The sequence below is a fragment of the Cellulomonas sp. PSBB021 genome (assembly GCF_002240455.1).
Lineage (GTDB): Bacteria > Actinomycetota > Actinomycetes > Actinomycetales > Cellulomonadaceae > Cellulomonas > Cellulomonas uda.
On record NZ_CP021430.1, the window covers coordinates 2,449,457 to 2,473,863 of the forward strand.

Below are 24,407 nucleotides of genomic sequence, written 5' to 3' on the forward strand. Positions count from 1 at the left end.
GGTCCGACGTGATCTCGTCATCGACGGCCCGGACGAGCAAGACCGCCGACGACATCCTCACAAGAGCCACCGTCGGACGACTTCAGAGACGACCCGCTAGACGCCAAGGCTCGCGAGGATTCGCTCCCGGGCTCCACGGTGCGGTCCCGTGTCGCACACCAGCCGTCCGTCGGTGAGCACGACGACGCGGTCCGCCAGCGCGAGGGCCTCGTCGACGTCGTGCGTGACCAGGACCGTCGCGACCGGGCGGGCCGCGCGCACCTCGCGCACGAGCGCGTGCGCCTCGCGGCGGGTCAACGCGTCGAGCGCCGCGAACGGCTCGTCGAGCAGCAGCAGGTCCGGGTCGCGCGCGAGCGCGCGGGCCAGCGCGACGCGCTGCGCCTGACCCCCGCTGAGCGTGCCCGCACGCTGGTCCGCCACGTCCGCGAGACCGACCCGCGCGAGCGCCGCCACCGCACGCGGGCGGTCGGCGCGGCGCACGGGTGCGTCCGCGAGCAGCACCGTGCGCCACGTGCGCTCCCACGGCAGCAGGCGCGGCTCCTGGAACACCACGCCGACCCGCTCGGGGCGCACGAGGACGTCGGCGTGCGCAGCACCGTCCAGCCCGGCGAGCACCCGCAGCAGCGTCGACTTGCCGCACCCGCTGCGCCCGACGACCGCCACGAGCTCGTCGGCGCCGACGTCGAGGTCCAGCCCCGCGAGCACGGGCGGCGCGCCGTCCGCGAACACGCGGTGCAGCCCCCGTACCCGGACCGCCGCAGGCGCCCGCGACACGGCCCGGTCCCGGGTCGGCACGGTCACCCGCGCACGTCGTGCCACGCGCGCGACACGTCGACCGGCTCCGCGAGCAGCCCCTCCTCGACGTACAGCTCGGCGACGCGCGCGAGCTCGGCCGCGAGGTCCTCGTCGGCGTACGCGAGCCGCGGCGTCGCCAGCGCGGTGAGCCCCGCGACGACCGCGTCCGACGCGCCCGCGTCCCGGTAGGCGTCCGCGAGCGGCGCGGGGTCGGCGGCGAGCGCGTCGGCCTCGGCCGCGAGCGCGTCCACGACCGCGCGCACCACGTCCGGGTGCGCGTCGACGAAGTCCCGCCGCGCGACGTGCACGCTCGCGTTGTCGGAGCCCAGGTCCCGCGCGAGCGCGACCGTGCGCGCGCCGTCGACCTGCGCACCCACGAGGTACTGGTCCCACGTCGCCCACGCGTCGACCTTGCCCGCCGCGAACGCCGCCGCCGCGTCCGGCGGGGCCAGGTAGACGGTCTCGACGTCGTCCGGCGTGAGGCCCGCGCGGCGCAGAGCGAGGCGCAGCAGGTACTCCCCCGTGCCGCCCTGGTTGACCGCGACGGAGTGCCCCGCGAGGTCGCCGACGTCCGCGATGCCGCTGGCGGGCGTCGCGACGATGCCCTGCGTGTCGCCGTCGGTGCGCTCCACCGCGACGACGACGAGGTCCGGGTCGCCCGCGAGCGCCGCGACGACGGCCGTGGTCGAGCCCGACGTGACGTCGACCCGGCCCGCGGCCATCGCCTCGGCCGCGGGGGCGAACGCCGCGAACGGCTCGGTGGTCTCGGCCCGCGCGCCGACGCTCGCGACGGCCTCGTCGAGCGTGCGGTCGCCGGCCGCGAGCGTCAGGAGGTTCTGCGTCGTGAGGACGCCCACGCGCACGGGCACGTCGGGCGGCGCGGTCGTCGTGGTGCCGTCCGCGGTCGCGGCGCACCCGGCGAGGGCGGCCGCGAGCGCGAGCGCGGCGAGGGCGCGAGGTCGGACGCGGGTCAGGGGGGATCGGGTCAGGCGTGCTCGGGTCATGGGTGCTGGGCTCCAGGGGTGACGGACGCGAGGGTCGGGGTGGACGTGGTCGGGGTCGTGGGCGTGGCGGACGGATGGCGCCCGACGACGGGCGGCGGCTGCAGGAGGCGTTCGAGCGCGCGGACCAGGGCGTCGGTGACCAGGCCGAGCGCCGCGTAGACGAGCACGCACAGCAGGACGACGTCCGTGCGCGCATACGTCCGCGCGTCGGTGAGCAGCGCACCCACGCCCTCGGCGGCGTTGACGCTCTCGGCGACGACGAGGGCGACCCACGCGGTGCCGAGCGCGAGGCGCAGCCCGACGAGCACGGCGGGCAGCGCCGCGGGGAGCAGCACGCGCGTCGCGGTGCGACGCCGGCCCAGGCCGTAGGCCGCGGCGAGCTCGCGCAGCCGCGGGTCGACGCCGCGCACACCGCCGACGGTCGCGAGGTACGTCGGGACGAGCGCGGCGACCGCGACGAGCAGCACCTTGGGCGGCTCACCGAGACCGACCCAGACGACGAGCAGCGGCGTGACCGCCGTGAACGGCACGGCCCGGACGGCCTGCAGGGGCCGGTCGACGACGTCGTGCGCGACCCTCGACAGCCCCGCGAGCAGCCCGAGCAGCAACCCGACCGCGACACCTGCTCCCGCACCGACGGCCACGCGCGTGCCGCTCACCGCGAGCGCGGCGGGCAGCGAACCGTCCGCGACCAGGTCCCGCGCGGCCCGGAGCACCGCACCCGGCGCTGGCAGGACGTGCGGGTCGAGCCGCCCGCTCGCACCGGCGGCCGCCCAGGCGGCGAGCAGACCGACCGTGCTGAGCCACGGCCGCCACGCGCGCGGGAGCCGCGTCACGAGAGCGCCACGCGCTCGTCGGGCACGCGCTCGTCGACCGCACGCTCGTCGGGCACGCGCTCGTCGGGCACGCGCTCGTCGCCCACGCCGAGGCCGGCGAGGACCGCGCGCGTGACGCGCGCGTCGGGGACGCCGGGCGTTCGCGGGCGCGGGTCGTCGACCGCGATCTCGTGCGCGACGACCGCGGGGCGGCCGGACAGGCGCACCACGCGGTCGCCGAGCGTGACGGCCTCGCCCACGTCGTGCGTGACGAGCAGCCCGGTCCACCCGTGCGCGGCCCACGTCGCGGCGAGCCAGCGCTGCGCGTCGAGACGGGTGAGCGCGTCGAGCGCGCCGAACGGCTCGTCGAGGAGCACGACGTCCCGGCCCTGCAGCACGGTGCGGGCGAGCGCGGCGCGCTGCCGCATCCCGCCGGACAGCTCGTCGGGCCGCGCGTCCGCGAAGGACTCCAACCCGAACTCGGCGAGCACGTCGCGGGCGCGGGCGCGCGCGTCGCGTCGTCGCACGCCCTGCACGCGCAGGCCGAGCGCGACGTTGTCGCACACGGTGTGCCAGGCGAACAGGTGGTCCTGCTGCGGCATGAAGGCGGTGCGCGCGGGCGTGCCGGTCACGTCGAGCCCGCCGACGAGCACGCGGCCCCGGTCGGGTCGCAGCAGTCCCGCGACGACCGACAGCAGCGTGCTCTTGCCGCACCCGCTGGGCCCGACGACGCACACGAGCTCGCCCGGTCGCACGCGCAGGTCGACGCCGCCGAGCACCGGCAGCGGTCCGCGCGCGCCGGGGCGCGCGACGTGCACGTCGCGGACCTCGAGCTCACGCACGGGCCACCGCCCGGGGGTGCGCCCACGGCACGGTCACGCGCTCGAGCAGCCACGTCAGCCCGTACAGGGTGACGCTGACGAGCGCGCACAGCGCGACGGCCGCGAGCACCAGGTCGGTGCGGAACGCCGCGCGCTGCATGTTCATGTACGTGCCGAGCCCCCGCACGGCGCCGACGTACTCGGCGAACACCGCCCCGACGACCGCGTACGTGACCGCGATGCGCAGCGCCGTGAAGAACCGCGGCAGCGCCCCGGGCAGGCGGACCCAGCGCAGCTGCTGCCACCGCGAGGCGCCCATGCTCGTGAGCAGCGCGGTCGCGCCCGGGCCGGCCGCGCGCAGGCCCTCGACCAGCCCGACGACGAGCGGGAAGAACGTCACGAGCGTCACGACGAGCACCTTGGGCAGCAGCCCGAACCCGAACCACAGCACCACCAGCGGCGCGAGCGCGACCACGGGGATCGTCTGCGACGCGACGAGCACGGGAACGATCCCGCGCCCGACCGCGGGCACCAGGTCGACCAGCAGCGCGAGCGCCCACGCGACCAGGACCGACACCCCGAAGCCCGCGGCGGTCACCCCGAGCGTCGCCGTGGTGTGCTCTGCCAGGACGTCGCGGTGCGCCCACGCCTGCTCGGCCACCCGACCGGGCGTCGGCAGGAGCCGCGGGTTCGCGACGCTGAGCGCCGCGACCTGCCACACCGCCCCGAGCACCGTCAGCACGAGCAGCACCGGCAGCGCCCGCGCGGCGCCGCGGGTCACGGCTCCCCCAGCAGGCTCGTCGTGAACGTGGTCGACCAGTCCGGACGCTCGGCGAGCGGCTCGCCGTCCGGCCCCGCGAGGATGCCCGCGTCGAACAGGAAGTCCCCGTAGCCGGAGACCTGGTCGAGCGTCATGGTGCCGACCGAGCCGTCGTCGGCGCGCAGCCAGTCGGCGGACAGCATCCGCTGGCTCTGCGTCACCAGGTCTGGGTCGGCGAACGCGTCCGGGTTCTGCTCGACGAGCAGCGCCGCGGCCTCGTCGGGATGCTCCGCCGCCCACGCGTACCCGCGCTGCAGAGCCCCGACGAACGCGCGCGCCGCCTCGGGCTCGTCGGCGACCCACTGCCGCGAGGCGTCCACCACCACGGCGTACGCGTCCGGGAAGCCGTGGTCCGTGTACTCCAGGTAGCGCATGGGCGTGCCCGCGCGCTCCGCCTCGATGCCCTCCCACGCGACGTACGGGATCGTGAAGTCCGCCTCGCCGGCGTACAGCGCCTCGTACGCCGACGAGCCGAGCACGACGGTCGTGAACTCGCCCGTCCCGCCGTCCGCGCGGATGACCTCCTGCAGCAGCGGGACCTCACCGGGCGCGCCGAAGCCCGCGTAGATCAGGCCGTCCAGGTCGCGCGGGCTGGTGATGCGCTCGTCGTCGGCGCGCACGCCGATCGCGGTCGCCCAGTGCTGCAGGACCGCGAGCACCGCGACGACGTCCGCGCCGGCGGCCTGCGCGATGAGCGACGAGTCGTGCGTGCTGATCCCCGCCTCGGCGGCGCCCGCGTCGACCAGCTGGTCCGGCGCGGTGTCGCTGTACGGCAGCACCTGCACGTCCAGCCCCGCGTCGGCGAACCAGCCCTGCGCGAGCGCCACGTACAGGCCGGTGTGGTTGGTGTTGGGCGTCCAGTCGAGCGCGAACCGCACGCGGGTGAGCCCGTCGTCGTCGCCCGACGACGGACCGGCGCACCCGGTGGCGAGCGACGCGACGACGAGCAGCGCGGCAACCCGCGCCCGGACGGTGGTGCGAGACATCGAGGACCTCGTTCAGCAGAAGGACCGAGCACGCCGCGGCGGTCGCGCGCACGGCGCAGCAGCCCGCGACGAGCGCGCGCGAAGGCCGCATCCGCAGCCGGATGCGCTGTCGGTGCAGGGACGGGTGCGGCATCCGTCGCCGGGAAGGCGGGGCATGCTGCACTCGTCGCTGCATCCGTCGCCGCGGACGGAGCGGCGGGTGGCGCGGACCGGCGTGGACGTCCGGCTCGCGCGGGCGAGGAGCGCGCGGCGGCTACGCGCGCAGGTGCTCGCGGGGCGGTCTCGGGGAGAGAGGCGTGCGGTGCGGACGCATGCGGGTCATGCGCGACATCCCTTCGCTAGTGCTACCTAGATCAGGTTCGACGGGTGTGATCTCAGCCGCGCTGTGCGGCACCCCGTGTCACGGAACGGGCCCACCGTAGTCCGGTCTGCCCCCTTCGCCCCCACCCCTGTCCACCCCTCGGATGCGCGCCGTCACCGTGCCGGCGGCGGGTCCGTCAGTGGACGTTGCCGTGGTCGCGGAACTCGCGCCAGACGTTCTCGAAGAAGTCGTCGTCCTCGGGCAGCGGGCGGCGCGGCCGCCACCGGAGCACCGGCTCGCCGGCGGGGTCGTCGGGCGCGCGTCGGACGACCCCGCGCCAGCCCTCGCCGGGTTCGGCGGGCGACGACGATCCCGCGGCCGTCGGCGGCCGCCACGCGGCCTCCTGCACCTCGTCGTCGAGCGCGCCCTCGTCGAGACGGAAGCGGAACACCTCGGGCAGGTCGAGCTCGTCGTCGGACCGGGGGCCGTACCCGACGCGCGGCAGCTCGCCCGCCGGGTCGGAGTACAGGACCGACCCGCGTGAACGGCCGCCGTGCGCGACGTAGTCCGCCATCGCGGACAGGTACACGTACGCGGCGGTGAGGGTGTCGCGGACCAGGAACACGCGGTTGACCGAGCGACGCGACGACGGGTCGGCGCTCACGGTCCGCTCGTACTCGGCGAGCCAGGCGTGCACCTGGTCGAGCGCCTCGTGGATGGACTTCTCGGAGCGCACGGGCCCGGCCTTGGCGCTCATGAGCTCCTGGACGCGGCGCAGCAGGTCGCCCGTGTCCTCGTCCCACCCGTCCGCGGCCCGCCCCGCCGCGGCGGCGACGAGCCCGGTCGCGGCCGCCTGGACCGGCGCGGCAGCCGCGGCGTACCGGTCGAGCGCGACGGGCGGGTCCGTGCGGCGTGCGACGATCATCTGCGCGGCCCGCGTCGCCCCGACCTGCCCGCTGTTCAGCGCCGCGCCGCCGGGGCGGTACACGCCGTGCGCGCCGCCGGCCTCGCCCACGGGGAACAGCCCGCGCACGTTCGACTCCCACCACGCGTCGACCACGAGCCCGCCGTTGTTGTGCTGCGCGCACACGTCGACCTCGAGCAGGTCGGTCTCGAGGTCCACGTACGGGTTCTTGGGCAGGTAGAACTGGTACGCGGGCTCGTTCATGCGCCGCAGCCGCTGCACCGGGGTGCCGAACAGCACGCCCGCGCGCTCCAGGTAGTCGCGGGCCTCGGGGCTGAGCGCCGCGGGGTCGAGCTCGTCGCGCATGGGGTTGCGGCGGAAGTCGAGGAACACGCGCCGCCCGCGCAGCACGGTCTCGCGGTACACGAGCAGGTCGACGAGCGACGAGCCGTCGCGCGCCTTGCGCACGTCGAACGGCCACTGGTAGCCCTTGAGGAACACCAGGGACAGCAGCCGCCCGTAGTCCCCGATCGCCTCGGTGAGGAACTCGCGCTCGTCGCCGCCGTCCGCGTCGGTCGACACGAACCGCGGGATGACCTGCATGTACGTGCCGGACACGTTCCACCGCGGGTGCGTCGAGGCGAGCCCGAACTGCCACTCGGTGAGGTTCTTGCCGTGCACGCCCGCGCGGTACGCCGCGCCGGAGGCGCCCCACTGCCCGTGCGGGAACACGCGCGTCGCGTACATCCCCGCGGGGCCGCCGGTCGCGTAGACCACGTTGGTGCAGCGGAACAGCAGGAACGGCGACTGCTCGCCGTCGTGCCGGACGTCGGTCCGCAGGACGAGCAGCCCGACGACCGCGCGGCCCCCGCCGTCCGCGGGGACCGTCACGAGGTCGACCACGCGGCACTCGTCGAAGACGCGCGTGCCGTTGCGGTGCACCTTCGCCTCGAGCCGCTCCACCATGGTGCGGCTCGTGTACGGACCGACGGACGTGGCTCGTCGGCGCGGGTCGTGGTCGGTCTTGTAGCCGATGAACTCGCCGTACCGGTTCTGCGGGAACGGGACGCCCAGGTCGCACAGCCGCAGGAACCCGCGCGCGGACAGCGCCGCCTCCGCGAGCGCGTTGTCGCCGTCCATCGCGCCGCCCGCGAACAGCGTCTGCGCCATCTCGCGCACGGAGTCGCCGTCGCCGCCGCTGAGTGTGAGCTTGTAGTACGTCTGCTTGTCGGAGCCCGCGTTGCGGGACGCGCCCGCGTTGACCTTGTCCGCGACCATGACGACGTCGTCCTGGCCGAGCTCCCACAGGCGGTCGGCGGCGCAGAACCCGGCCGAGCCGGTCCCGACGACGACGGTGTTCGCCGTGACGACCGGCACGTCGGTCTCACCGATGCGGACGAGCACGGGGTCGTGGCGGTGGGGCATCGTCGGCTCCTGCGGTCGGGTACCTCGCTGGTCATGGGGTCGGTCACAGGACCGGGACGTGCATGCCGCCGTCGACGTGGAAGACCTCGCCCGTCGAGTACGGCGTCGCACCGGACGCGAGCAGCGCGACCGCGCCCGCGACGTCGGCGGGTCGGCCCCAGCGCGCGATGGGCGCGAGGCCGTCGGCGAGCAGCGCGTCGTACTTGCCCGCGACACCCGCGGTCATGTCGGTCGCGATCACGCCCGGCCGCACCTCGTGCACGACGATGCCCTCGGACGCGAGCCGCACGGCCCACAGCTGCGTGGCCATCGCGACGCCCGCCTTGGACACGCAGTAGTCGCCGCGGTCGGTCGAGACGGTCGTCGCGGAGATCGACGAGACGTTGACGATCGTCGCGACCGGCTCCTGCTGCGGCGCGGTGAGCTCGCCCCGCAGCGCGATGACGCGGCGCGCGAACTCCTGCGTGAGGAAGTACGGCCCGCGCAGGTTGATGCCGAGCACGCGGTCGAACGACTCGGTGGTCGCCTCGAGCAGGTCGGCGCGCTGCGCGGGCGCGACGCCCGCGTTGTTGACGAGCACGTCGAGCCGGCCCCACGCGTCGAGCGCGTCCTGCACGTAGCGGACGTGGTCGGCGGGGTCGGCGACCGAGCCGCGGACGTAGCGCACGGCGTCGTCGGACCCGGCGACCTCGCGCAGCTCGGCGAGCACGTCGGTGGGTTCCTCGCGCGTCGCGAGGATCGAGACGGCGTACCCGTCGGTGACGAGTCGTCGGCTGATGCCGAGCCCGATGCCCCGGTTGCCGCCGGTGATGAGTGCGACGCGCGCCACGGGCCGTCCCCTCTGTCGTCGGGCTCGTCGTCGGGCTCGTCGTCGAGCCGTCGGAGAGCGGGACGCGACCGCGCCCCGCGTCCCGATCGTGGCAGAGGGCGCCCGGTTCGGCAAGCGCTTTCCGCTAGCCGAGACCGAGGCCCAGCTCGTCGACCAGCACCGCCTGCCCGGTCGAGAGCGACCGGTTCGCCGCGATCCCCACCGCGACCGCGCGCAGCCCGTCCGTCATCCCCGCGCTGCGCCCCAACGGGTCGTCGGACACGCGCAGGTGCCGGCGGAACACGTCCTTGAGCAGGATCGCGTCCCCGCCCCCGTGCCCGCCGATCCCCGCGGGGATCGGCACCTCGCGCGGCGCCTCCCAGTGCCGCTGCACCACGAGCCGCTCCCCCTCGGGGCGCACCCGCTGCCCGCCGGCGGCCACGGGCGTCGCCGACGGGTCGAGCACCGCGCGCCCCTCGTCGTCCACCGCGATCGCCCCGCGCTCGACCACCTCGAGCTCGGCGCGACCCGCCGTCCCGTTGACCGCGACCCGGTACCCCTCCCACGGGCTGTGCGCGTTGAGCGCGTACGTCATCGACGCCCCGCCGCGGTAGTCGACGACGAGCGAGGCGTTGTCCTCGATCGTGATGCCCGGCCCGAACACGTCACGGTCCCGCAGGTACCCGTCGTGGTGCTCGGCATCCAGGTACAGCGCCTTCAGGCGCGCGTCGCGCGTGAGGTCGAGCGCGAACGGGTCGCCCTGCACTCCCGTCCCGCGCTCGGGCCGCGGGCCGAGCCCGCGCGCGCGGGCGTTCTCGTCGCCGTAGAACCGCAGCCCGCCCGACGCGAACACGCGCGCGGGCACGTCGCCCAGCCACCAGTTGACCAGGTCGAAGTGGTGGCTCGACTTGTGCACCAGCAGCCCGCCGGACCACTCCTTGTCCCGGTGCCAGCGCCGGAAGTAGTCCGCGCCGTGCACGGTGTCGAGCACCCACTCGAAGTGCACCGACGTCACCGTGCCGATCTCGCCCGACGCGACCACCTGGCGCAGCGTCGAGTTCCGCGGCGAGTAGCGGTAGTTGAACGTCATGACGACGTCGTTGCCGCTGCGGTGCACCGCGTCCGCGATCGTGCGGCAGCCCTCGACCGTCGTCGTCAGCGGCTTCTCGACGACGACGTGCGCGCCCGCGTCGAGCGCACGCGCGACGAGGTCCGCGTGCGTGCGGTCGGGCGAGGTCACGACGACGACGTCGACCCGCTCGTCGGCCACCATCCGCTCCAGGCCGTCGGGCGTGTACCGCGGCAGGCCGAGCGGCTCGTCGCGGCCCAGGCGCCGCGCGGCGTGCGCGTCGTAGTGGTCGATCCGCCCCGGGTTGGGGTCGAGCCACGCGACGAGCTGCGCGACGTCCGCGTGCTCGCCCGTGATCGCGTCGACGTACATCCCGGCGCGGTGCCCGGTCCCCGCGACCGCGTACCGCAGCCGCTCGCCCGGCGGTGCGGGCGCGTAGTCGGGCACGACGCCCGCCCCGGGGACGGTCGCGCGGTGCGACGCCGGGCGCGGCGCGGTCGGGTTCTGGTCGCTCGGCTCGTGCACGGTTCCTCCTGACGGCCTGCCGGCCTACGGGCGGGCGAGGGGCGCGGTCACGGCCGCGGGCTCGGCCTGCGCCGCCGCGAGCGCGAACGGCGCGCCCAGCTCGGTGAACGTCGCGGGTTCGAGCGCGGCTCGCTCGCACCACGCGGCGATGCTGCCGACCACGGGGTGCCGGTCCTGCCCGACCCCGCGCCAGCGCAGGTGCGCGGCGGGGACCTGACGCGGGTCGGGCGCGAGCCGCACGGCCTCGAGCACGCGCATGAACGCACCGGTCGACGCGACGTCGCAGCGCAGCCGCGCCGACGGGTCGACGCGCGCGGCGAGCAGGTCGTCGAGCAGGTCGACGCGCGCGAACGTCCGCCGCCAGGACTGCGTGCGGGTGTGCACCTCGAGCTCGTCGTGCTCGTACAGCAGCGTCGCCTCGCCCGCGGTGCCGCGCACGACGACGCGCGCGGGCGTCCGCTCCGCGGCGGCGAGCGTGAGCCCGGCGCCGACCGTGACCCCGCCCGCGGTCCGCACGACGAGCGAGGACGTGTCGTCCGCCTCGATCGGGTGCGCGTGGAACTGGTCGAGGCGCACGTCGAGCACGTCCGCCGCGGTCCGGGCCCCCGCGACGCGCAGCGCGGTCGCGACGGCGTGCGCGAGCGGGTTCGTCACGACGCCGTCGACCACGTCCACGCCGTCCAGCCGGCGCTTCCCCGCCCACCGGGCGCGCGCGTAGTACGCGGCCGTGCGGACCCACGTCCCGACCGCGCCGACGACCCGCACCTCGCCGAGCGCACCCGACGCGACGAGCCGCTCGAGCTCGTCGACCGCGGCCGACCCGAACGACTGGAACCCGACCTGGCAGCGGCGCCCCGTCTCCTCGACGAACGCGACGAGCTCGGCGTGCTCCGCGAGGGACGCGGTCGTCGGCTTCTCGAGCAGCACGTCGCACCCGGCCCGCAGCGCGGCCCGCGCGAGCGGCAGGTGCGTGTGGATGGGCGTCGCGAGGACGACGACGTCGGGCCGGTCCGGCCCGGCGAGCAGGTCGTCGAGCGCCGACACCCACCGCGTGCCGGCCGGGACGTACGTGAGGTCGTCGACGGGCCGCGGGTCGACGACGGCCGCGAGCCGTGCAGCGCCCTTCTCGGCGAGCCGCAGCACGTGGCGCACGTGCGTGTGGCCGTGGCCGTGGACGCCGACGACCGCGACCGCGGGGACGTCCGTCATGACCACGCCCCCGCCGCGAGCGCGTCCGCCTCGTCGGCGTCGACCGCCCGGTCGAGCACCACGGCCGCCATCCGCACGACGAGCTCGTCGCCGTGCGCGACGTGCAGCGGTGTGTCCCACGCGAGCGCCGGTCCGGCGCCCACGTACTCGGCGACGCGCGCGAACCAGGGGCGCACGGTGCCGGGGTCCTGCACGAGCAGCAGCGTGGTGGCCGCGGTGTCGCGACGCTGCACGAACGCGAGCCACGGCGAGTCGCTGCCGTGCACGGACGCCTCGCCGACGAGCCCGCGGCCGAGCGCGAGCGTCGAGTGCGCGCCCGGCAGCCGCCAGAACAGGCCGCCGTACCCGGCGTTCGCGCGCCCGTTGGTGCCGGGGCTCTCGATCAGCAGGTCGCGCTCGCTCGCGCGCAGCACCGACGTCCAGCGCAGCGTCCAGCCACCCGCCGCGGGCGCCGCCTCGAGCGTGCGCGTCTCACGCAGCAGCACGTCGCCGTGCTCGTCGTACCAGGCCACGTCGTCGAGCGCGGACCGCCCGTCGGACGAGACGCGCGCGCCCAGCCCCACCTGCCGGCCGTGGTTCGGCAGCAGCGTCGGACCCTCGTCGCGCACGTACGTGCGTCCGCCCCAGTAGGACGTCCCGTTGACGACCGGCACCGCCATGGACACGCCGTAGTGGTGCCGGTGGTCGACGGGGCTCGTCTCGGTGAGGTCGACGCCCGCGGCGGACCGCACGGGGTGCAGGTACGGGCGCGGCGCGTGCACCTGCGGCACGCGTTCACCCGTCTCGTACCGTGCGAGGGGCAGGCCGTCGCCCTCGCCGGTGCGGCCGTCGAGCCGCAGGACGTCGCCGTCGTTCCGCCAACGCACGTGGGTCACCTCCGAGGTCGTGCGGGCGGGTGCGTGGTCGGTCACCGACGAGCGCACGGCCGGCGGTACGGGTCCCGTGCTCGCGCGCACCGCGAGCCGCGGGCGGATGGGCTCGTCGGGCAGCGGGGAGACGCCCGAGCCGAGGCCGACGAGCGCGCCCAGGCGGGCCCACGCGGCGCGGCCGAGGTCGACCTGCGGGACGGTCGCGGTCGTGAGCGACGGGACCGAGAACCGCGCGAGCTCGATGTCGTCGAACCCGGTGACGGACACGTCCCCGGGCACCGCGACGCCCAGCTCGTTGAGGCGCGCGAGGAGGCCGAACGCGACGAGGTCGTTGTAGGCGACGACGGCGGTCGCACGCGACGCGAGCACGTCGCCCGCGGCGGCGTAGCCGCTCTCGACCGACGAGCCCGCGGCCCGCTCGGACAGCCGGACCTCCGCGCGGCGTGCCGCGGCCACGCGCAGCGCGCCGAGGCGTGCCGCGTGCGACGCGCTCTGCGGCGGTCCCGCGAGGTAGAGCAGGTGGCGGTGCCCGAGCCCGACGAGGTGCTCGACGATCTCCTCGATGCCGCTGGCGTAGTCGATTGCGAGGGTCGGCGTGGTGCCGTCGGGCTCCCGGTTGATCACGACGACGGGCCCGACCTCGGGCAGCACCGCGCGCAGCTCCGCCTCGGGCATGCGCGGCGAGACGAGCACGAGCGCGTCGCAGCGCAGCCGGGCGTCGAGCGCGACCTGGCGCTCGTCGGACGCGGTCTCGGACGTGTCGGCGACGAGCACGCGGTACCCGTCCTCGCCGGCGGCGGCGGACACCCCGCGCAGCACCTGCTGGAACATGGGGTTCGCGAGGTCCGGCACGACGACCGCCACGGTGTTGGTGCGCCCGAGCGACAGGCTCCGCGCGACCGTGCTCGGGCGGTAGTGCAGACGCTCGGCGACCTCGCGGACGCGCTGCGCGAGCTCTTCGTCGACCGTGACCCGGCCGTTCATGACGCGCGAGACGGTCGCGCGCGAGACACCCGCGGCTCGCGCCACCTCGGCGATCGTGGGCGCCGGTCTGGCCCACGCGTTCTGCGTCACTGCAGCCTCCTGGGAAGGGCTCGTCGCGTCGACCTCCGGGAGCGCGTGGGCCGCGGAGCACCCTCGCCCCGGGCCGCCACCGGTGGTCGGCTCGAACCCGAACATACACGACGGGAAACCGGTTCCCAACACTCTGGCACGGTGCTACGGTACCCGCCAAGGAACCGGTTTCCCCGATATGCGCGACTCACGAAGAGGTGATCGACGATGTCCGTGGTGTCCGAGTTGCGACGCGTCTCAGGACCGCGTCGCGGCGGCCCTCCCGGGACGTCCGGCACGTCCGCCGGCGACGGCGCGCCTGCCGCGCGGCCGCGCCGACGAGGCGACGGGAGGATGGCCGCGGTCTTCCTCGCGCCGTGGTTCCTCGGCCTGGTGCTCATCACCATCGGGCCGATGGCCGCCTCGGCGTACCTGTCGTTCACCGACTACAACCTGCTCCAGCCCCCGGAGTGGATCGGCCTGGACAACTACACGCGCATGCTCGACGACCCCCGGCTGCACAAGGCGCTCGTCGTCACGTTCACGTACGTGCTCACCGCGGTGCCGCTGCAGCTCGTCGTCGCCCTCGGGCTCGCGATGCTGCTCGACCGCGGGATGCGCGGGCTCGCGTTCTACCGCTCCGTGTTCTACCTGCCGTCGCTGCTCGGCGGCTCGGTCGCCGTGGCGATCCTGTGGCGCGAGGTGTTCGGCGTCGACGGGCTCGTCAACGCGTTCCTCGCCCTGTTCGGCATCGAGGGACAGGGCTGGGTGTCGTCCCCCGACACCGCGCTCGGCACGCTCGTGATCCTGCACGTGTGGACGTTCGGCGCGCCCATGATCATCTTCCTCGCCGGGCTGCGGCAGATCCCCGAGATGTACTACGAGGCCGCGTCGATCGACGGCGCCGGCAAGGTGCGCCAGTTCTTCTCCATCACGGTGCCGCTCCTCACGCCGATCATCTTCTTCAACCTCGTGCTGCAGGTGATCGGCGCGTTCCAGAGCTTCACGCAGGCGTTCGTCGTCTCCGGCGGCACGGGCGGCCCCGCGGACTCGACCCTCTTCTACACGCTCTACCTGTACCAGAAGGGCTTCGCGTCCCTCGACATGGGCTACGCGTCCGCCATGGCGTGGCTGCTGCTGCTCATCGTCGGCGCCATGACCGCCCTCAACTTCCTCGCCTCCAAGTACTGGGTGTTCTACGGTGACTGACCTCGACATGCGACCCGACCCCGCCGCCGGCGTCCACGCGTCGCGCGCCGACTCCCGCACCTCGACGGCCCCCGCGCCGCGCGTCCGGCGGCACCCCCGCTGGCGCGGCGCGGTGCGCTCGACGCTCAAGCACGCCGGGCTGATCGCGCTCGCGCTCGTCATGCTCTACCCGCTGATCTGGCTGCTCGCGAGCTCGCTCAAGCCGAACGACCTGATCTTCCGCGACCTGTCGGTCATCCCGACCGACGTGGACCTGTCGAACTACACCGACGGCTGGAACGCGCTGACGTACCCGTTCGGGCGCTACCTGCTGAACTCCGCGGTGATCGTGCTCGGCTCGCTGCTCGGCAACCTCGTCGCATGCTCGATGGCCGCGTACGCGTTCGCGCGGCTCGAGTTCCGGGGTCGGCGGCTGTGGTTCGCGATCATGCTCATGTCGATCATGCTGCCGATCCACGTGATCATCGTCCCGCAGTACGTGATGTTCTCCCGGCTCGAGTGGATCAACACGTTCCTGCCGCTGATCGTCCCGAAGCTGCTCGCGACCGACGCGTTCTTCATCTTCCTCATGGTCCAGTTCTTCCGTGGCATCCCGCGCGAGCTGGACGAGGCCGCCCGCCTCGACGGCTGCGGCCACCTGCGGATCTACGCGCGGATCATGCTGCCGCTGTCGATGCCGGCGCTCGCGACCACCGCGATCTTCACGTTCATCTGGACCTGGAACGACTTCTTCAGCCAGCTGATCTTCCTCACCAAACCCTCGATGTACACCGCACCCGTCGCGCTGCGCACGTTCCTCGACTCCAGCGGGCAGAGCTCGTGGGGGCCGATGTTCGCGATGTCGATCGTGACGCTCGTACCGGTGTTCCTCGCGTTCCTGTTCGGCCAGAAGTACCTGGTCAAGGGCATCGCCACGACCGGGATCAAGTAGCACTCCGAACTCGCGCCGGGGTCGGCGGCACCCGCACTGCCACCGCCCTCGGCGCGGCACCACCCGAGCCTCGCTCGGGGTGACCAGCACGACGGCGTCTCGTCACGAAGGAGAACCATGCGACACCCACGCCCGACCCTTCTCAAGGTGGCCGCGTTCGCTGCCGCAGGCGCGCTCGCGCTGACCGCCTGCGGGAGCGACGACGGTCCCGGCAGCTCCGCACAGACCGGCGGCTCCACCGACGAGGAGCAGGTCACGATCCGCTTCTCCTGGTGGGGCTCCGACACCCGCCACGAGCTCACCCAGCAGGTCATCGACGCGTTCGAGGCCGAGCACCCGAACATCCACGTCGAACCCGACTACACCGACTGGGACTCGTACTTCGACAAGCTCAGCACGTCCGTCGCGGGCGGCGACGCACCCGACGTCATCACGCAGGAGGAGCGCTTCCTCACCGACTACGCGTCGCGCGGCGTCCTCGCCGACCTCGGCTCGCTCGGCCTGGACACCGCGAAGATCGACGAGTCGATCCTCGGCTCCGGCACGATCGACGGCAAGCTCTACGGCGTCGCGACCGGCGTCAACGCGTACGTCGTCGTCGCGGACCCCACCGCCTTCGAGAAGGCGGGCGTGGAGCTGCCCGACGACGAGACGTGGACGTGGCAGGACTACGTGGACCTCGCCAACGAGATCACCGAGAAGTCCGGCGGCTCCGTGGTCGGCGCGCAGGACTACGGGTTCAACGAGCCCGGGTTCTCGATCTTCGCGCGGCAGCGCGGGCAGTCGCTGTACGCGCCGGACGGCACGCTCGGGTACGACGACGCGACGCTCGCGCAGTGGTGGCAGTACTCGCTCGACATGCAGGCCGCCGGCGGCACCCCCAGCGCGGCCCAGAGCGTCGAGATCGACGCGGGCGGCCCGGAGCAGTCCGTCGTCGCGACCGGCAAGGGCGCGATGGCGTGGTTCTGGACCAACCAGCTCACCGCCATCACGAGCGCCGCGGGACACCCGCTCGAGCTGCTGCGCGTGCCCGGCGAGACCGAGGGCGAGCGCACCGGGATGTACTTCAAGCCCGCGATGTTCTACTCGGTGTCCGCCAAGTCGCAGCACCCGGAGGAGGCCGCGCTGTTCGTCGACTTCCTCGTCAACTCGCAGGCCGCGGGCGAGCTCCTGCTGTCGGACCGCGGACTGCCCGCGAACACCGACGTGCGCGCCGCCGTCGAGCCGCTGTTCAACGAGACCGACAAGCAGGCCGCCGCGTTCCTCGCGGACATCGCGGACGACATCGTCGACGGCCCGCCCGTCCCGCCGAACGGTGCCGGCGAGGTCGCCGCGATCACCAAGCGCATCAACCAGGAGGTGCTGTTCGAGCGGCTCACACCGCAGAAGGCCGCCGAGCAGTTCACGAGCGAGGTGAGCTCCGCCATCGGGCAGTGATTCCCGGCCACTGCCTGCGAAGGAAGGGGCCCCGCCGTCAGGCGGGGCCCCTTCGTCGTGCCCGGCTCGTCGTGCCCGGCTTCGTCGTTCCGGTTCCGTCGCGGTCGGCTCAGCGGTCGACGCGGGCCGAGCCGCCACCCGCGAGCTTGAGCACCTCGGCCTTGGTGACCATCGTCGTGTCGCCGGGCGTGGTCATGGCGAGCGCGCCGTGCGCGGCGCCGTACTCCACCGCGGTCGCGAGCGGCAGCCCCTCGAGCAGCCCGTACACCAGCCCGGACGCGAACGAGTCGCCACCGCCCACGCGGTCGAGGATCTCCAGGCGCTCCCGGTGCGTGGCCTGCACGAGGCCCTCGGCGCGGGACCACGCGAGCGCACCCCAGTCGTTCACGGTCGCCGACCGCACCGTGCGCAGCGTCGTCGCGATGACCTGGAAGCTCGGGTAGGCGCGGGCGACGGAGTCGATCATCGCGGCGAACGCGTCGACCTCGAGGTGCGACAGGGACTCGTCGACGCCCTCGACCTCGAACCCGAGGGCCGCGGTGAAGTCCTCCTCGTTGCCGATCATGACGTCGACGAACGGCGCGACCGCGCGGTTGACCTCCTGCGCACGGGCCTGCCCGCCGATCGCCTTCCACAGCGAGGGCCGGTAGTTGAGGTCGTACGAGACCACCGTGCCGTGGCGGCGCGCGGCCTGGACGGCGGCGAGCACGGTGTCCGCGGAGGTCTCGGAGAGCGCGGCGTAGATGCCGCCGGTGTGCAGCCACCGGACACCGAGCTCGCCGAACAGGTGGTCCCAGTCGACGTCGTCGGCCCGCAGCTGCGACGCGGCGGTGTGCCCGCGGTCGCTCACGCCGACCGCGCCGCGCACGCCGAACCCGCGCTCGGTGAAGTTGAGGCCGTTGCGAACCGCGCGGCCGACGCCGTCGTACGGCACCCACCGGACGAACGCGGTGTCGACCCCGCCCGTCAGGACCAGGTCCTCGACCAGGCGGCCGACCTCGTTGTCGGCGAGCGCCGTGACGACCGCGGCGCGCTGGTCGAACGCGCGGCGCAGCCCGCGCGCGACGTTGTACTCCCCGCCGCCCTCCCACACGCGGAACTGGCGCGCGGTGCGCACGCGCCCCTCGCCGGGGTCGAGCCGCAGCATCACCTCCCCGAGCGCGACGACGTCGTAGCGCACGCTGTCGGCGGGGCGCAGGGTCAGGCGGGTGTGCGTCACTGTCGGTCCTTCGGGTGGTGGGCGGGGTCAGGCGGGGGTGAGCGGGCGCAGAGCGTCGGCGAGCGCGACGGCGTCCGCGGCGAGCGTGCGCAGCGCGTCGTGCGCGTGGGCGGCGACGAGGTCGCGCGGCACCATCCAGGACCCGCCGACGGCCGCGACGCACTCCAGGGCGAGGTAGTCGTGCAGGTTCGTCCGGCCGATCCCGCCGGTGGGGACGAAGCGCACGTCGCGGAACGGGGCCGCGAGCGCGGCGATCGCGGGTGCGCCTCCGCTCGTCCCCGCGGGGAAGAACTTCACGGTCGAGATGCCGAGCTCGAGGGCGGCCTGCACCTCGGTGGCTGTCACGGCACCGGGCAGCGCGAGCACGCCGTGCTCGGCGCACCGCTCGACGACGGCGCGGCTCGTGCCGGGCGAGACGACGTACCGCGCGCCGGCCGCGACGGCGGCGTCGACCTGCGCGGGCGTCAGCACGGTCCCCGCGCCGACGAGCACGTCGCCCCGGTCCGCGAGCGCGCGGATCGCGTCGGGCGCGGCTGCGGTGCGGAACGTGACCTCGGCGACCGGCAGCCCGCCGGCGACGAGCGCGTCGCCGAGCGCGGGGGCGTCGGCGGCGTCGTCGATCACGACGACGGGGACGAGGCGGTGTCGGGCGAGCTCGGCGAGGACGTCCACAAAGGCTCCGTTGCGCTAGGCGAAACACTGGTGTCGCTACGCGCAACATCCTGCCATCTCGCGCGCGCGACGTCACCAGGCCGCGTGGAACCCGGCGGACGCTCCGACGACGACGCCGGACGTCAGGCGGGCAGGTGCAGCCCGGCCGGCAGGAGCGGGGGCAGCACCGCGCGCATGCGCTCGTGCACCTCGACCACACGCTCGTCGTCCAGCCGCTCCACCGGCGCCGTGACGCTCACCGCCGCGACCGGCACCCCGCCGCGCAGCACCGGCACCGCGACGCACCCGATGCCCGGCTCGTTCTCCTGGTTCTCGACCGCACGGCCCGTCGCCCGCGCGCTCTCGAGCGCGTCCCACACCCGCGCCGCGTCCCCCGGCCCCGCGTACCCCGCGAGCGCCACCCGGTCCGTGCCCCGGAATGCGAGCAGCGCCCGCCCCAGCGCGGTGCGCGCCGCGGGGATCGTGCGCCCCACCTGCGACCACACACGCACCGGACGGTCCGGCTCGACCTTGTCGAGGTACACGACCTCGGTGCCCACCAGCACGCCGAGGTGCACGAGCTCCGCGACGTCCTTCGACAGCGCGACGAGCGCCGGGTGCAGCAGCACCGCGAGGTTGTCGCCCGCGAGGTACGTCTCCCCCAGCGCGACCGACGCCCCCCCGAGCGCGTACGCACCGCCGGGGTCCTGCGTCACGAAGTCCCGGTGCCGCAGCGCCGCGAGCGTGCGGTGCACCGTCGTCTTGTGCACCCCCAGACGCGCCGCGAGGTCCGCCAGGACGAGCCCGCGCGGCCCGGCCTCCGCGAGCGTAGTCAGCACCTGCAGCGCGCGGTCCACGCTCTCGATGGGCGAGCCCTGCTCCTGCGGCTGCGTCATCACGCGCCACCCGGGAAGCCGAGCTGGCGCCACGCCTCGTACGTCGCGACCGCCGCCGCGTTCGTGAGGTTCATCGAGCGGCGGCCCGCCAGCATCGGGATGCGCACCTCGTCATCGACCCGCGGGTGCGCGAGCACCTCGTCGGGCAGACCCGTCGGCTCCGGACCGAACAGCAGCACGTCGTCGTCGCGGTACTCCACGTCCGTGTACCAGCGGGTGGCGCGCGTCGTGAACGCGAGCACGCGGCCCGGCAGCGCGTCCAGCAACGCCTCCAGGTCGGGGTGCACGACGACGTGCGCGAGGTCGTGGTAGTCCAATCCCGCCCGCTTGAGCTTGGCCTCGCTGAGGTCGAAGCCGAGCGGCTCGACCAGGTGCAACGTGGCGCCCGTCCCCGCGGCGAGACGGATGGCGCTGCCGGTGTTGCCCGGGATGCGCGGCTCGAAGTAGGCGAGGTGGAGCACGCGCCCATCCTCGCAGGCCGGGACCCGCGCGACGACGCGTCCGAGTCGTCCCGCGAGCCCGGTACGGCGGCGGGGCGCACGGTGCTAACGTCGCGCTCGAAAGTGTCGGACCAGCGGAAGGGCAACCCGAGATGACGACCACCGAGCCGGACGAGGCGACGACGCCCACGCCCGGCACCGCTGCCGGCGACGGCGCCGCTGGCGGACGGGGCGGGACGACGATCGCGGCGATCGCCGCCGAGGCCGGCGTCTCCGTGCCCACCGTGTCGAAGGTGCTCAACGGGCGGGCCGACGTGGCCGCGGCGACGCGCGCACGCGTCGAGGAGGTCATCGAGCGCCACGGCTACCGGCGCCGGCGTTCCTCGTCGGGCACCGGCTCCGGCCTCATCGAGCTCGTCTTCCACGAGCTCGACTCGCCGTGGGCGCTGCAGATCATCAAGGGAGTCGAGACCGTCGCCGGGCCCGCGCGCATCGGCGTCGTGCTGTCCGAGCTCGGCGGCGAGCACCGTCCGCCGCAGGAGTGGCTCGACGACGTGCTCGCGCGCCGGCCGCGGGGCGTCATCTTCGTGCAGTCGGAGCTCGACCCCGCGCAGCACGCGCAGCTCAAGTCGCGCTCGATCCCGTTCGTCGTCGTCGACACCGCGGGCGAGCAGCCCCGGGCGTGCCCGTCGTCGGCTCCGCCAACTGGGCGGGCGGCCTCGCCGCGACGCGCCACCTGCTCGGCCTGGGTCACCGCCGCATCGCCGTGATCTCCGGCCCGCGCGACGTCCTGTGCTCGCGCGCGCGCATCGACGGCTACCGCTCCGCGCTCGACGAGGCCGGCCTGCCATTCGACCCGGACCTGGTCCGCTACGGCAACTTCTTCGTCGACGGCGGTTACAAGCATGGCCGCGAGCTGCTCAGCCGCGAGGACCGGCCGACCGCGATCTTCGCGGGCGCCGACTTCCAGGCGCTCGGCGTCGTGCGCGCCGCGCGCGAGCTCGGGCTGTCCGTGCCGCGCGACCTGTCGGTCGTCGGGTACGACGACCTGCCCGTGACCGAGTGGGTCCAGCCCGGGCTGACCACGGTGTGCCAGCCGCTGCAGGAGATGGCGGCGACCGCCGCACGGATGCTCCTGCAGATCGCGGGCGGGTCCACGCCGGCGAACCTGCGGATCGACCTCGCGACCGAGCTGGTCGTGCGCGAGAGCACGGCACCGCCCGCACACTGAGCCCGCGGCGTCAGCGGTCGGCGGCGAGCCCCAGCGCGCGCAACGCGTCGTCGACGACCTGCGCGGGCGGCGCACCGATCGGCACGACGACCCCGTCCTCGTCGTCCTCCAGCGGCTCGAGCGTCGCGAGCTGGGACGGCAGCAGCGACGGCGGCATGAAGTGGTCCGTGCGCGCCGCCATGCGCGTCGCGATGACCTCCGGGTCGCCCGCGAGGTGCACGAACCGCACGCGCCCGCCACCGCCGCGCAGCACGTCCCGGTACGCGCGCCGCAGCGCCGAGCACGTGAGGACGGTGGAGACCCCCTCCGCGTCCCGCTGCGACACCCAGTGCGCGATCGATGCCAACCACGGCGCACGGTCCTCGTCGGTGAGCGGCGTGCCCGCCGCCATGAGCGCGACGTTCGCCTCCGGGTGGAAGTCGTCCGCCTCCGCGAACGTCCAGCCGAGCCGCTCCGCGAGCAGGAGCGCGACCGTCGTCTTGCCGGAGCCCGAGACCCCCATCACGACCAGGTGCTGCATGGCCGCCATCCTGTCAGGCGAACCGTCAGGCGTGGTCGGCGAGCACACCGCGCAGGGTCGGCAGGTCCGTCGGCCCGAACGTCGCGGTGACCCGGGGCGTGACCTCGACCAGGTCACCCGTGACCTTGGCCGTCACCGTGAGCACGTGGGTGTCCTCGAGCGCGCGGACCGTCGCGACGTACTCGTCGCGCGTCGTCCACACCGCGTGCGCGACCACGGGCTCGGGCCCGGGCATGCCCGGGTACCGCGGCGGCAGCGCGCCGCCCACGGGCTCGTCATGCCCGAGCTCCAGCGCGACCGGGTCCCCCTCGAGCCGCACCTCGACGCGGTCGGCGGCGTCGCCGAAGCGGACCGTCGCGGACGTGACACCGAGCGGATTCGGGTCGAACCGCACGCGCCGGCCGTCCAGGCGTGCCGCGACGGGCGACGTCGGCCGACCCTGCGGCCAGGTGACGCGCAGTCCGGCGAACGCCTCCGCGAGCGCGGCCCGGCCCGCGTCGTCCGGCGCGAGCGGTGCGTCGCCGCACGCGGGCAGCAGGTGCTCCCACACCAGGTCGAGCGGCGTCTGCATGTCGCCCACCGCGGACGACATCGCGACGACCACGTCCTGCTCCGGCAGCACCAGGCAGAACTGCCCGAACGCGCCGTCGCCGCGGAACCCGTGCCGCGAGCGCCACATCTGGAAGCCGTAGCCCTGCGACCAGTCGCTGCGCTCGTCGCCCGGTGCGGTCCCCGGCGGGACGTGCGCGTGCGACGCGAGCGCGACCCACCCCTCGGGAAGCAGCCGCCGCCCCCGCCACGCTCCGTCGCGCAGCAGCAGCTCGCCGAACGCCGCGACGTCCCGCGGCGCCGCCGACATGCCGAACCCGCCCGTCGCGTGCCCCTCGGGCGAGACCTCCCACGTGGCGTCGGCGAACCCGAGCGGGTCGAGCAGCCGGGGACGCAGGTACGCGAGCAGCCCCTGGCCCGTCGCACGCTCGACGAGCGCCGACAGGACGTACGTCGCCGCGGTGTTGTACAGGAAATGGGTGCCGGGCTCGTGCTGCAGCGGCGCGGCGAGGAACGCGGCGACCCAGCCGCGCTGCTCGAACACGTTCGGCTCCACGTCGTGGCCCGAGCGCATCGTCAGCAGGTCGCGCACCGTCATCCGGCCCAGGCGCGCGCGCTCGTCGTCGGAGAGCCCGCTCGTCGGGACCTCGTCGGGCGCCAGGTCGACGACGAGGTCGTCGAGCCTCAGCAGACCCTCGTCCACCGCGAAACCCGCGGCCGTCGCGGTGAACGTCTTGCTCAGCGAGTACAGCGCGTGCCGGCGGTCGGTCGCGTACGGCGCGCGAGCGCCTTCCGCGACGACGTGCCCGTGCCGCACGACGACGAGCGCGCGCAGCTCCTGCTCGGGCGGGCCGCCCGCGAGCGCGCGCACGAGGGCCGCGAGGCCGCGCGGGTCGACACCCTGCTCCTCGGGTGTGCTGCGCGGCAGGGTCTCGGGCAGGCCGTGCACATCGGCGCGACCGTCGTCATCGGCGGGCGTCATACCGCGATCCTGCCACCGGCCACCGACAACCCACGAGGGCCGTTGGTCCACCCGGGACCCCCGTCAGGACCCCGGCGCGCGGGCTCGAACGTCAGCGTCACCTCGGCCGATCCCGCCGCCGAGTCGAGCGCGAGCGGCCACGACGCCGCGCCACCCAGCGGGGTCAGCAGCGTCGTCCCGTCGACCCGCACGACCTCGACGCGCGGACCGCCCGGCACGGGCTCGAGCCGCAGCGTCACCGACCCCGTCAGCCGACCGCCGCCGCCCGGGTCGCCGACCGTCACGTGCGGGTCGAGGCTCAGCCGCGCGCCGGACGCGACCGCCGCAGCGGCGCAGTCCTCGCGGTGGATACGCGCCAGCACGCCGTTCGGGTCGTCCGGCGACCCGCGCCACGCACCGGTGCGCCCGTCGTCGTCGACGAGGTCGAGCTCGACGGCGGTCGTACCGCCCGCCGCGGCCGCGGCCCCGTCGCACCGCGGCGCCCCGAGCGCGACCGACAGGTCACGGTCCACCCCGCTGCGCACCGCCCGCCCGCGCGTCGAGATCGCCACCCCCGCCGCACCCGGTGTGGTGAGCCGCGCCTCGACGACCGTGACGTCGACCGCCGAGCCGTTCGCGACCCGCACCTGCACGACCCGCCGCTCCCGGTCGAGCCGCGCCTGCGCGACCGACACGGCGATGCCGCCCAGCACGTCGTCCTCGAGCGGCGCGACCGTGGTGGCCGCTGCGGTCGGCTCGTCGACCGAGGTCCCCGCCGGTGCGCACGCCGCCGCCGCAGCCGTCACGGCGGCGACCCCGACGACGAACCGGACCGCACGGGCATGCACGACGACGATCGTCGTCCAGCCCCGCGCGCAGGTCGAGACCCACCCGGGCGGGCGGCACGCATCCCCGGATGCGGCGAGGGCCGGGACCTGGTGGGGTCCCGGCCCTCGCCG

The 24,407-nt window shown here is 74.9% G+C and carries 21 protein-coding genes, 1 pseudogene and 1 riboswitch; of the genes and pseudogenes, 4 read left to right on the forward strand and 18 right to left on the reverse strand.

What is annotated here, in order from left to right; genetic code table 11:
* Positions 1-96: 96 nt before the first annotated feature.
* The 11 genes from CBP52_RS11175 to CBP52_RS11225 all read right to left on the reverse strand — a co-directional run bounded on the left by CBP52_RS11175 (position 97) and on the right by CBP52_RS11225 (position 13,425).
* Positions 97-801, reverse strand: coding sequence for an ABC transporter ATP-binding protein (locus CBP52_RS11175; RefSeq protein WP_232514454.1), 705 nt, complete (start codon positions 799-801; stop codon positions 97-99).
* Positions 798-1,799 carry an NrtA/SsuA/CpmA family ABC transporter substrate-binding protein gene (locus CBP52_RS11180; RefSeq protein ID WP_094181011.1) on the reverse strand — a complete coding sequence of 334 codons (1,002 nt, stop codon included), beginning with the start codon at positions 1,797-1,799 and terminating at the stop codon, positions 798-800. The genes CBP52_RS11175 and CBP52_RS11180 overlap by 4 nt, the downstream gene beginning before the upstream one ends.
* A complete protein-coding gene (locus tag CBP52_RS11185) occupies positions 1,796-2,635 on the reverse strand; it encodes an ABC transporter permease (RefSeq protein ID WP_094181012.1) in 840 nt (279 codons plus the stop codon). The genes CBP52_RS11180 and CBP52_RS11185 overlap by 4 nt, the downstream gene beginning before the upstream one ends.
* Positions 2,632-3,456, reverse strand: a complete 825-nt coding sequence (locus tag CBP52_RS11190; RefSeq protein WP_094181013.1) for an ABC transporter ATP-binding protein — start codon at positions 3,454-3,456, stop codon at positions 2,632-2,634. Before CBP52_RS11190 ends, CBP52_RS11185 begins: the two co-directional genes overlap by 4 nt.
* Positions 3,449-4,216 (reverse strand): ABC transporter permease, encoded by a 768-nt coding sequence (locus CBP52_RS11195; RefSeq protein ID WP_094181014.1) that lies wholly within the window; start codon positions 4,214-4,216, stop codon positions 3,449-3,451. Before CBP52_RS11195 ends, CBP52_RS11190 begins: the two co-directional genes overlap by 8 nt.
* Positions 4,213-5,241: an ABC transporter substrate-binding protein gene (locus tag CBP52_RS11200; RefSeq protein ID WP_094181015.1), complete on the reverse strand. Its 1,029-nt coding sequence runs from the start codon at positions 5,239-5,241 to the stop codon at positions 4,213-4,215. Before CBP52_RS11200 ends, CBP52_RS11195 begins: the two co-directional genes overlap by 4 nt.
* Positions 5,242-5,554: 313 nt before the next feature.
* Positions 5,555-5,649, reverse strand: a riboswitch (TPP riboswitch).
* A gap of 89 nt (positions 5,650-5,738) precedes the next feature.
* Entirely contained in the window at positions 5,739-7,871 is a 2,133-nt protein-coding gene (locus CBP52_RS11205) for an FAD-binding protein (RefSeq protein ID WP_094181016.1), read from the reverse strand.
* A gap of 43 nt (positions 7,872-7,914) precedes the next feature.
* The gene (locus CBP52_RS11210; protein WP_094181017.1) at positions 7,915-8,700 is read right to left on the reverse strand and encodes a 3-ketoacyl-ACP reductase; all 786 of its coding nucleotides are present in this window, start codon (positions 8,698-8,700) and stop codon (positions 7,915-7,917) included.
* 124 nt (positions 8,701-8,824) lie between these two features.
* The gene (locus tag CBP52_RS11215) at positions 8,825-10,273 is read right to left on the reverse strand and encodes a Gfo/Idh/MocA family protein (protein ID WP_094181018.1); all 1,449 of its coding nucleotides are present in this window, start codon (positions 10,271-10,273) and stop codon (positions 8,825-8,827) included.
* A gap of 24 nt (positions 10,274-10,297) precedes the next feature.
* The gene (locus tag CBP52_RS11220; RefSeq protein ID WP_094182331.1) at positions 10,298-11,482 is read right to left on the reverse strand and encodes a Gfo/Idh/MocA family protein; all 1,185 of its coding nucleotides are present in this window, start codon (positions 11,480-11,482) and stop codon (positions 10,298-10,300) included.
* Complete coding sequence (locus tag CBP52_RS11225; RefSeq protein ID WP_232514455.1) at positions 11,479-13,425, reverse strand: DUF6807 family protein; 1,947 nt, start codon at positions 13,423-13,425, stop codon at positions 11,479-11,481. The genes CBP52_RS11220 and CBP52_RS11225 overlap by 4 nt, the downstream gene beginning before the upstream one ends.
* 207 nt (positions 13,426-13,632) lie before the next feature.
* Here CBP52_RS11225 and CBP52_RS11230 point away from each other — a divergent pair, with 207 nt between their 5' ends.
* The 3 genes from CBP52_RS11230 to CBP52_RS11240 all read left to right on the forward strand — a co-directional run bounded on the left by CBP52_RS11230 (position 13,633) and on the right by CBP52_RS11240 (position 16,981).
* On the forward strand, positions 13,633-14,613 hold the full coding sequence (locus tag CBP52_RS11230; protein WP_094181020.1) for a carbohydrate ABC transporter permease: 981 nt from the start codon (positions 13,633-13,635) through the stop codon (positions 14,611-14,613).
* Between the two features lie 7 nt (positions 14,614-14,620).
* Positions 14,621-15,544 carry a carbohydrate ABC transporter permease gene (locus CBP52_RS11235; RefSeq protein WP_094181021.1) on the forward strand — a complete coding sequence of 308 codons (924 nt, stop codon included), beginning with the start codon at positions 14,621-14,623 and terminating at the stop codon, positions 15,542-15,544.
* Between the two features lie 147 nt (positions 15,545-15,691).
* Positions 15,692-16,981: an ABC transporter substrate-binding protein gene (locus CBP52_RS11240; RefSeq protein WP_232514456.1), complete on the forward strand. Its 1,290-nt coding sequence runs from the start codon at positions 15,692-15,694 to the stop codon at positions 16,979-16,981.
* Between the two features lie 109 nt (positions 16,982-17,090).
* Here CBP52_RS11240 and CBP52_RS11245 read toward each other — a convergent pair whose 3' ends face one another.
* From CBP52_RS11245 to CBP52_RS11260, 4 genes are all read right to left on the reverse strand, one after another.
* Positions 17,091-18,200, reverse strand: a complete 1,110-nt coding sequence (locus CBP52_RS11245; protein WP_094181023.1) for a sugar kinase — start codon at positions 18,198-18,200, stop codon at positions 17,091-17,093.
* 27 nt (positions 18,201-18,227) lie between these two features.
* Positions 18,228-18,872 carry a bifunctional 4-hydroxy-2-oxoglutarate aldolase/2-dehydro-3-deoxy-phosphogluconate aldolase gene (gene eda / locus CBP52_RS11250; RefSeq protein WP_094181024.1) on the reverse strand — a complete coding sequence of 215 codons (645 nt, stop codon included), beginning with the start codon at positions 18,870-18,872 and terminating at the stop codon, positions 18,228-18,230.
* A gap of 122 nt (positions 18,873-18,994) precedes the next feature.
* Positions 18,995-19,747, reverse strand: coding sequence for an IclR family transcriptional regulator (locus CBP52_RS11255; protein ID WP_094182332.1), 753 nt, complete (start codon positions 19,745-19,747; stop codon positions 18,995-18,997).
* Positions 19,747-20,208, reverse strand: a complete 462-nt coding sequence (locus CBP52_RS11260; protein ID WP_094181025.1) for a tRNA (cytidine(34)-2'-O)-methyltransferase — start codon at positions 20,206-20,208, stop codon at positions 19,747-19,749. Before CBP52_RS11260 ends, CBP52_RS11255 begins: the two co-directional genes overlap by 1 nt.
* Before the next feature lie 131 nt (positions 20,209-20,339).
* Between CBP52_RS11260 and CBP52_RS11265 the strand changes: the two are divergent.
* Positions 20,340-21,418 (forward strand): annotated as a pseudogene (locus CBP52_RS11265) (LacI family DNA-binding transcriptional regulator).
* A gap of 10 nt (positions 21,419-21,428) precedes the next feature.
* Here the strand turns inward: CBP52_RS11265 and CBP52_RS11270 are convergent.
* From CBP52_RS11270 to CBP52_RS11280, 3 genes are read right to left on the reverse strand one after another with little or no spacing between them, the layout of a single operon-like run.
* Positions 21,429-21,938 carry a gluconokinase gene (locus tag CBP52_RS11270; protein WP_094182333.1) on the reverse strand — a complete coding sequence of 170 codons (510 nt, stop codon included), beginning with the start codon at positions 21,936-21,938 and terminating at the stop codon, positions 21,429-21,431.
* A gap of 25 nt (positions 21,939-21,963) precedes the next feature.
* Positions 21,964-23,469: a serine hydrolase gene (locus tag CBP52_RS11275; RefSeq protein ID WP_094181026.1), complete on the reverse strand. Its 1,506-nt coding sequence runs from the start codon at positions 23,467-23,469 to the stop codon at positions 21,964-21,966.
* Positions 23,466-24,296 (reverse strand): hypothetical protein, encoded by an 831-nt coding sequence (locus CBP52_RS11280; protein ID WP_094181027.1) that lies wholly within the window; start codon positions 24,294-24,296, stop codon positions 23,466-23,468. The genes CBP52_RS11275 and CBP52_RS11280 overlap by 4 nt, the downstream gene beginning before the upstream one ends.
* Between the last annotated feature and the right edge of the window lie 111 nt (positions 24,297-24,407).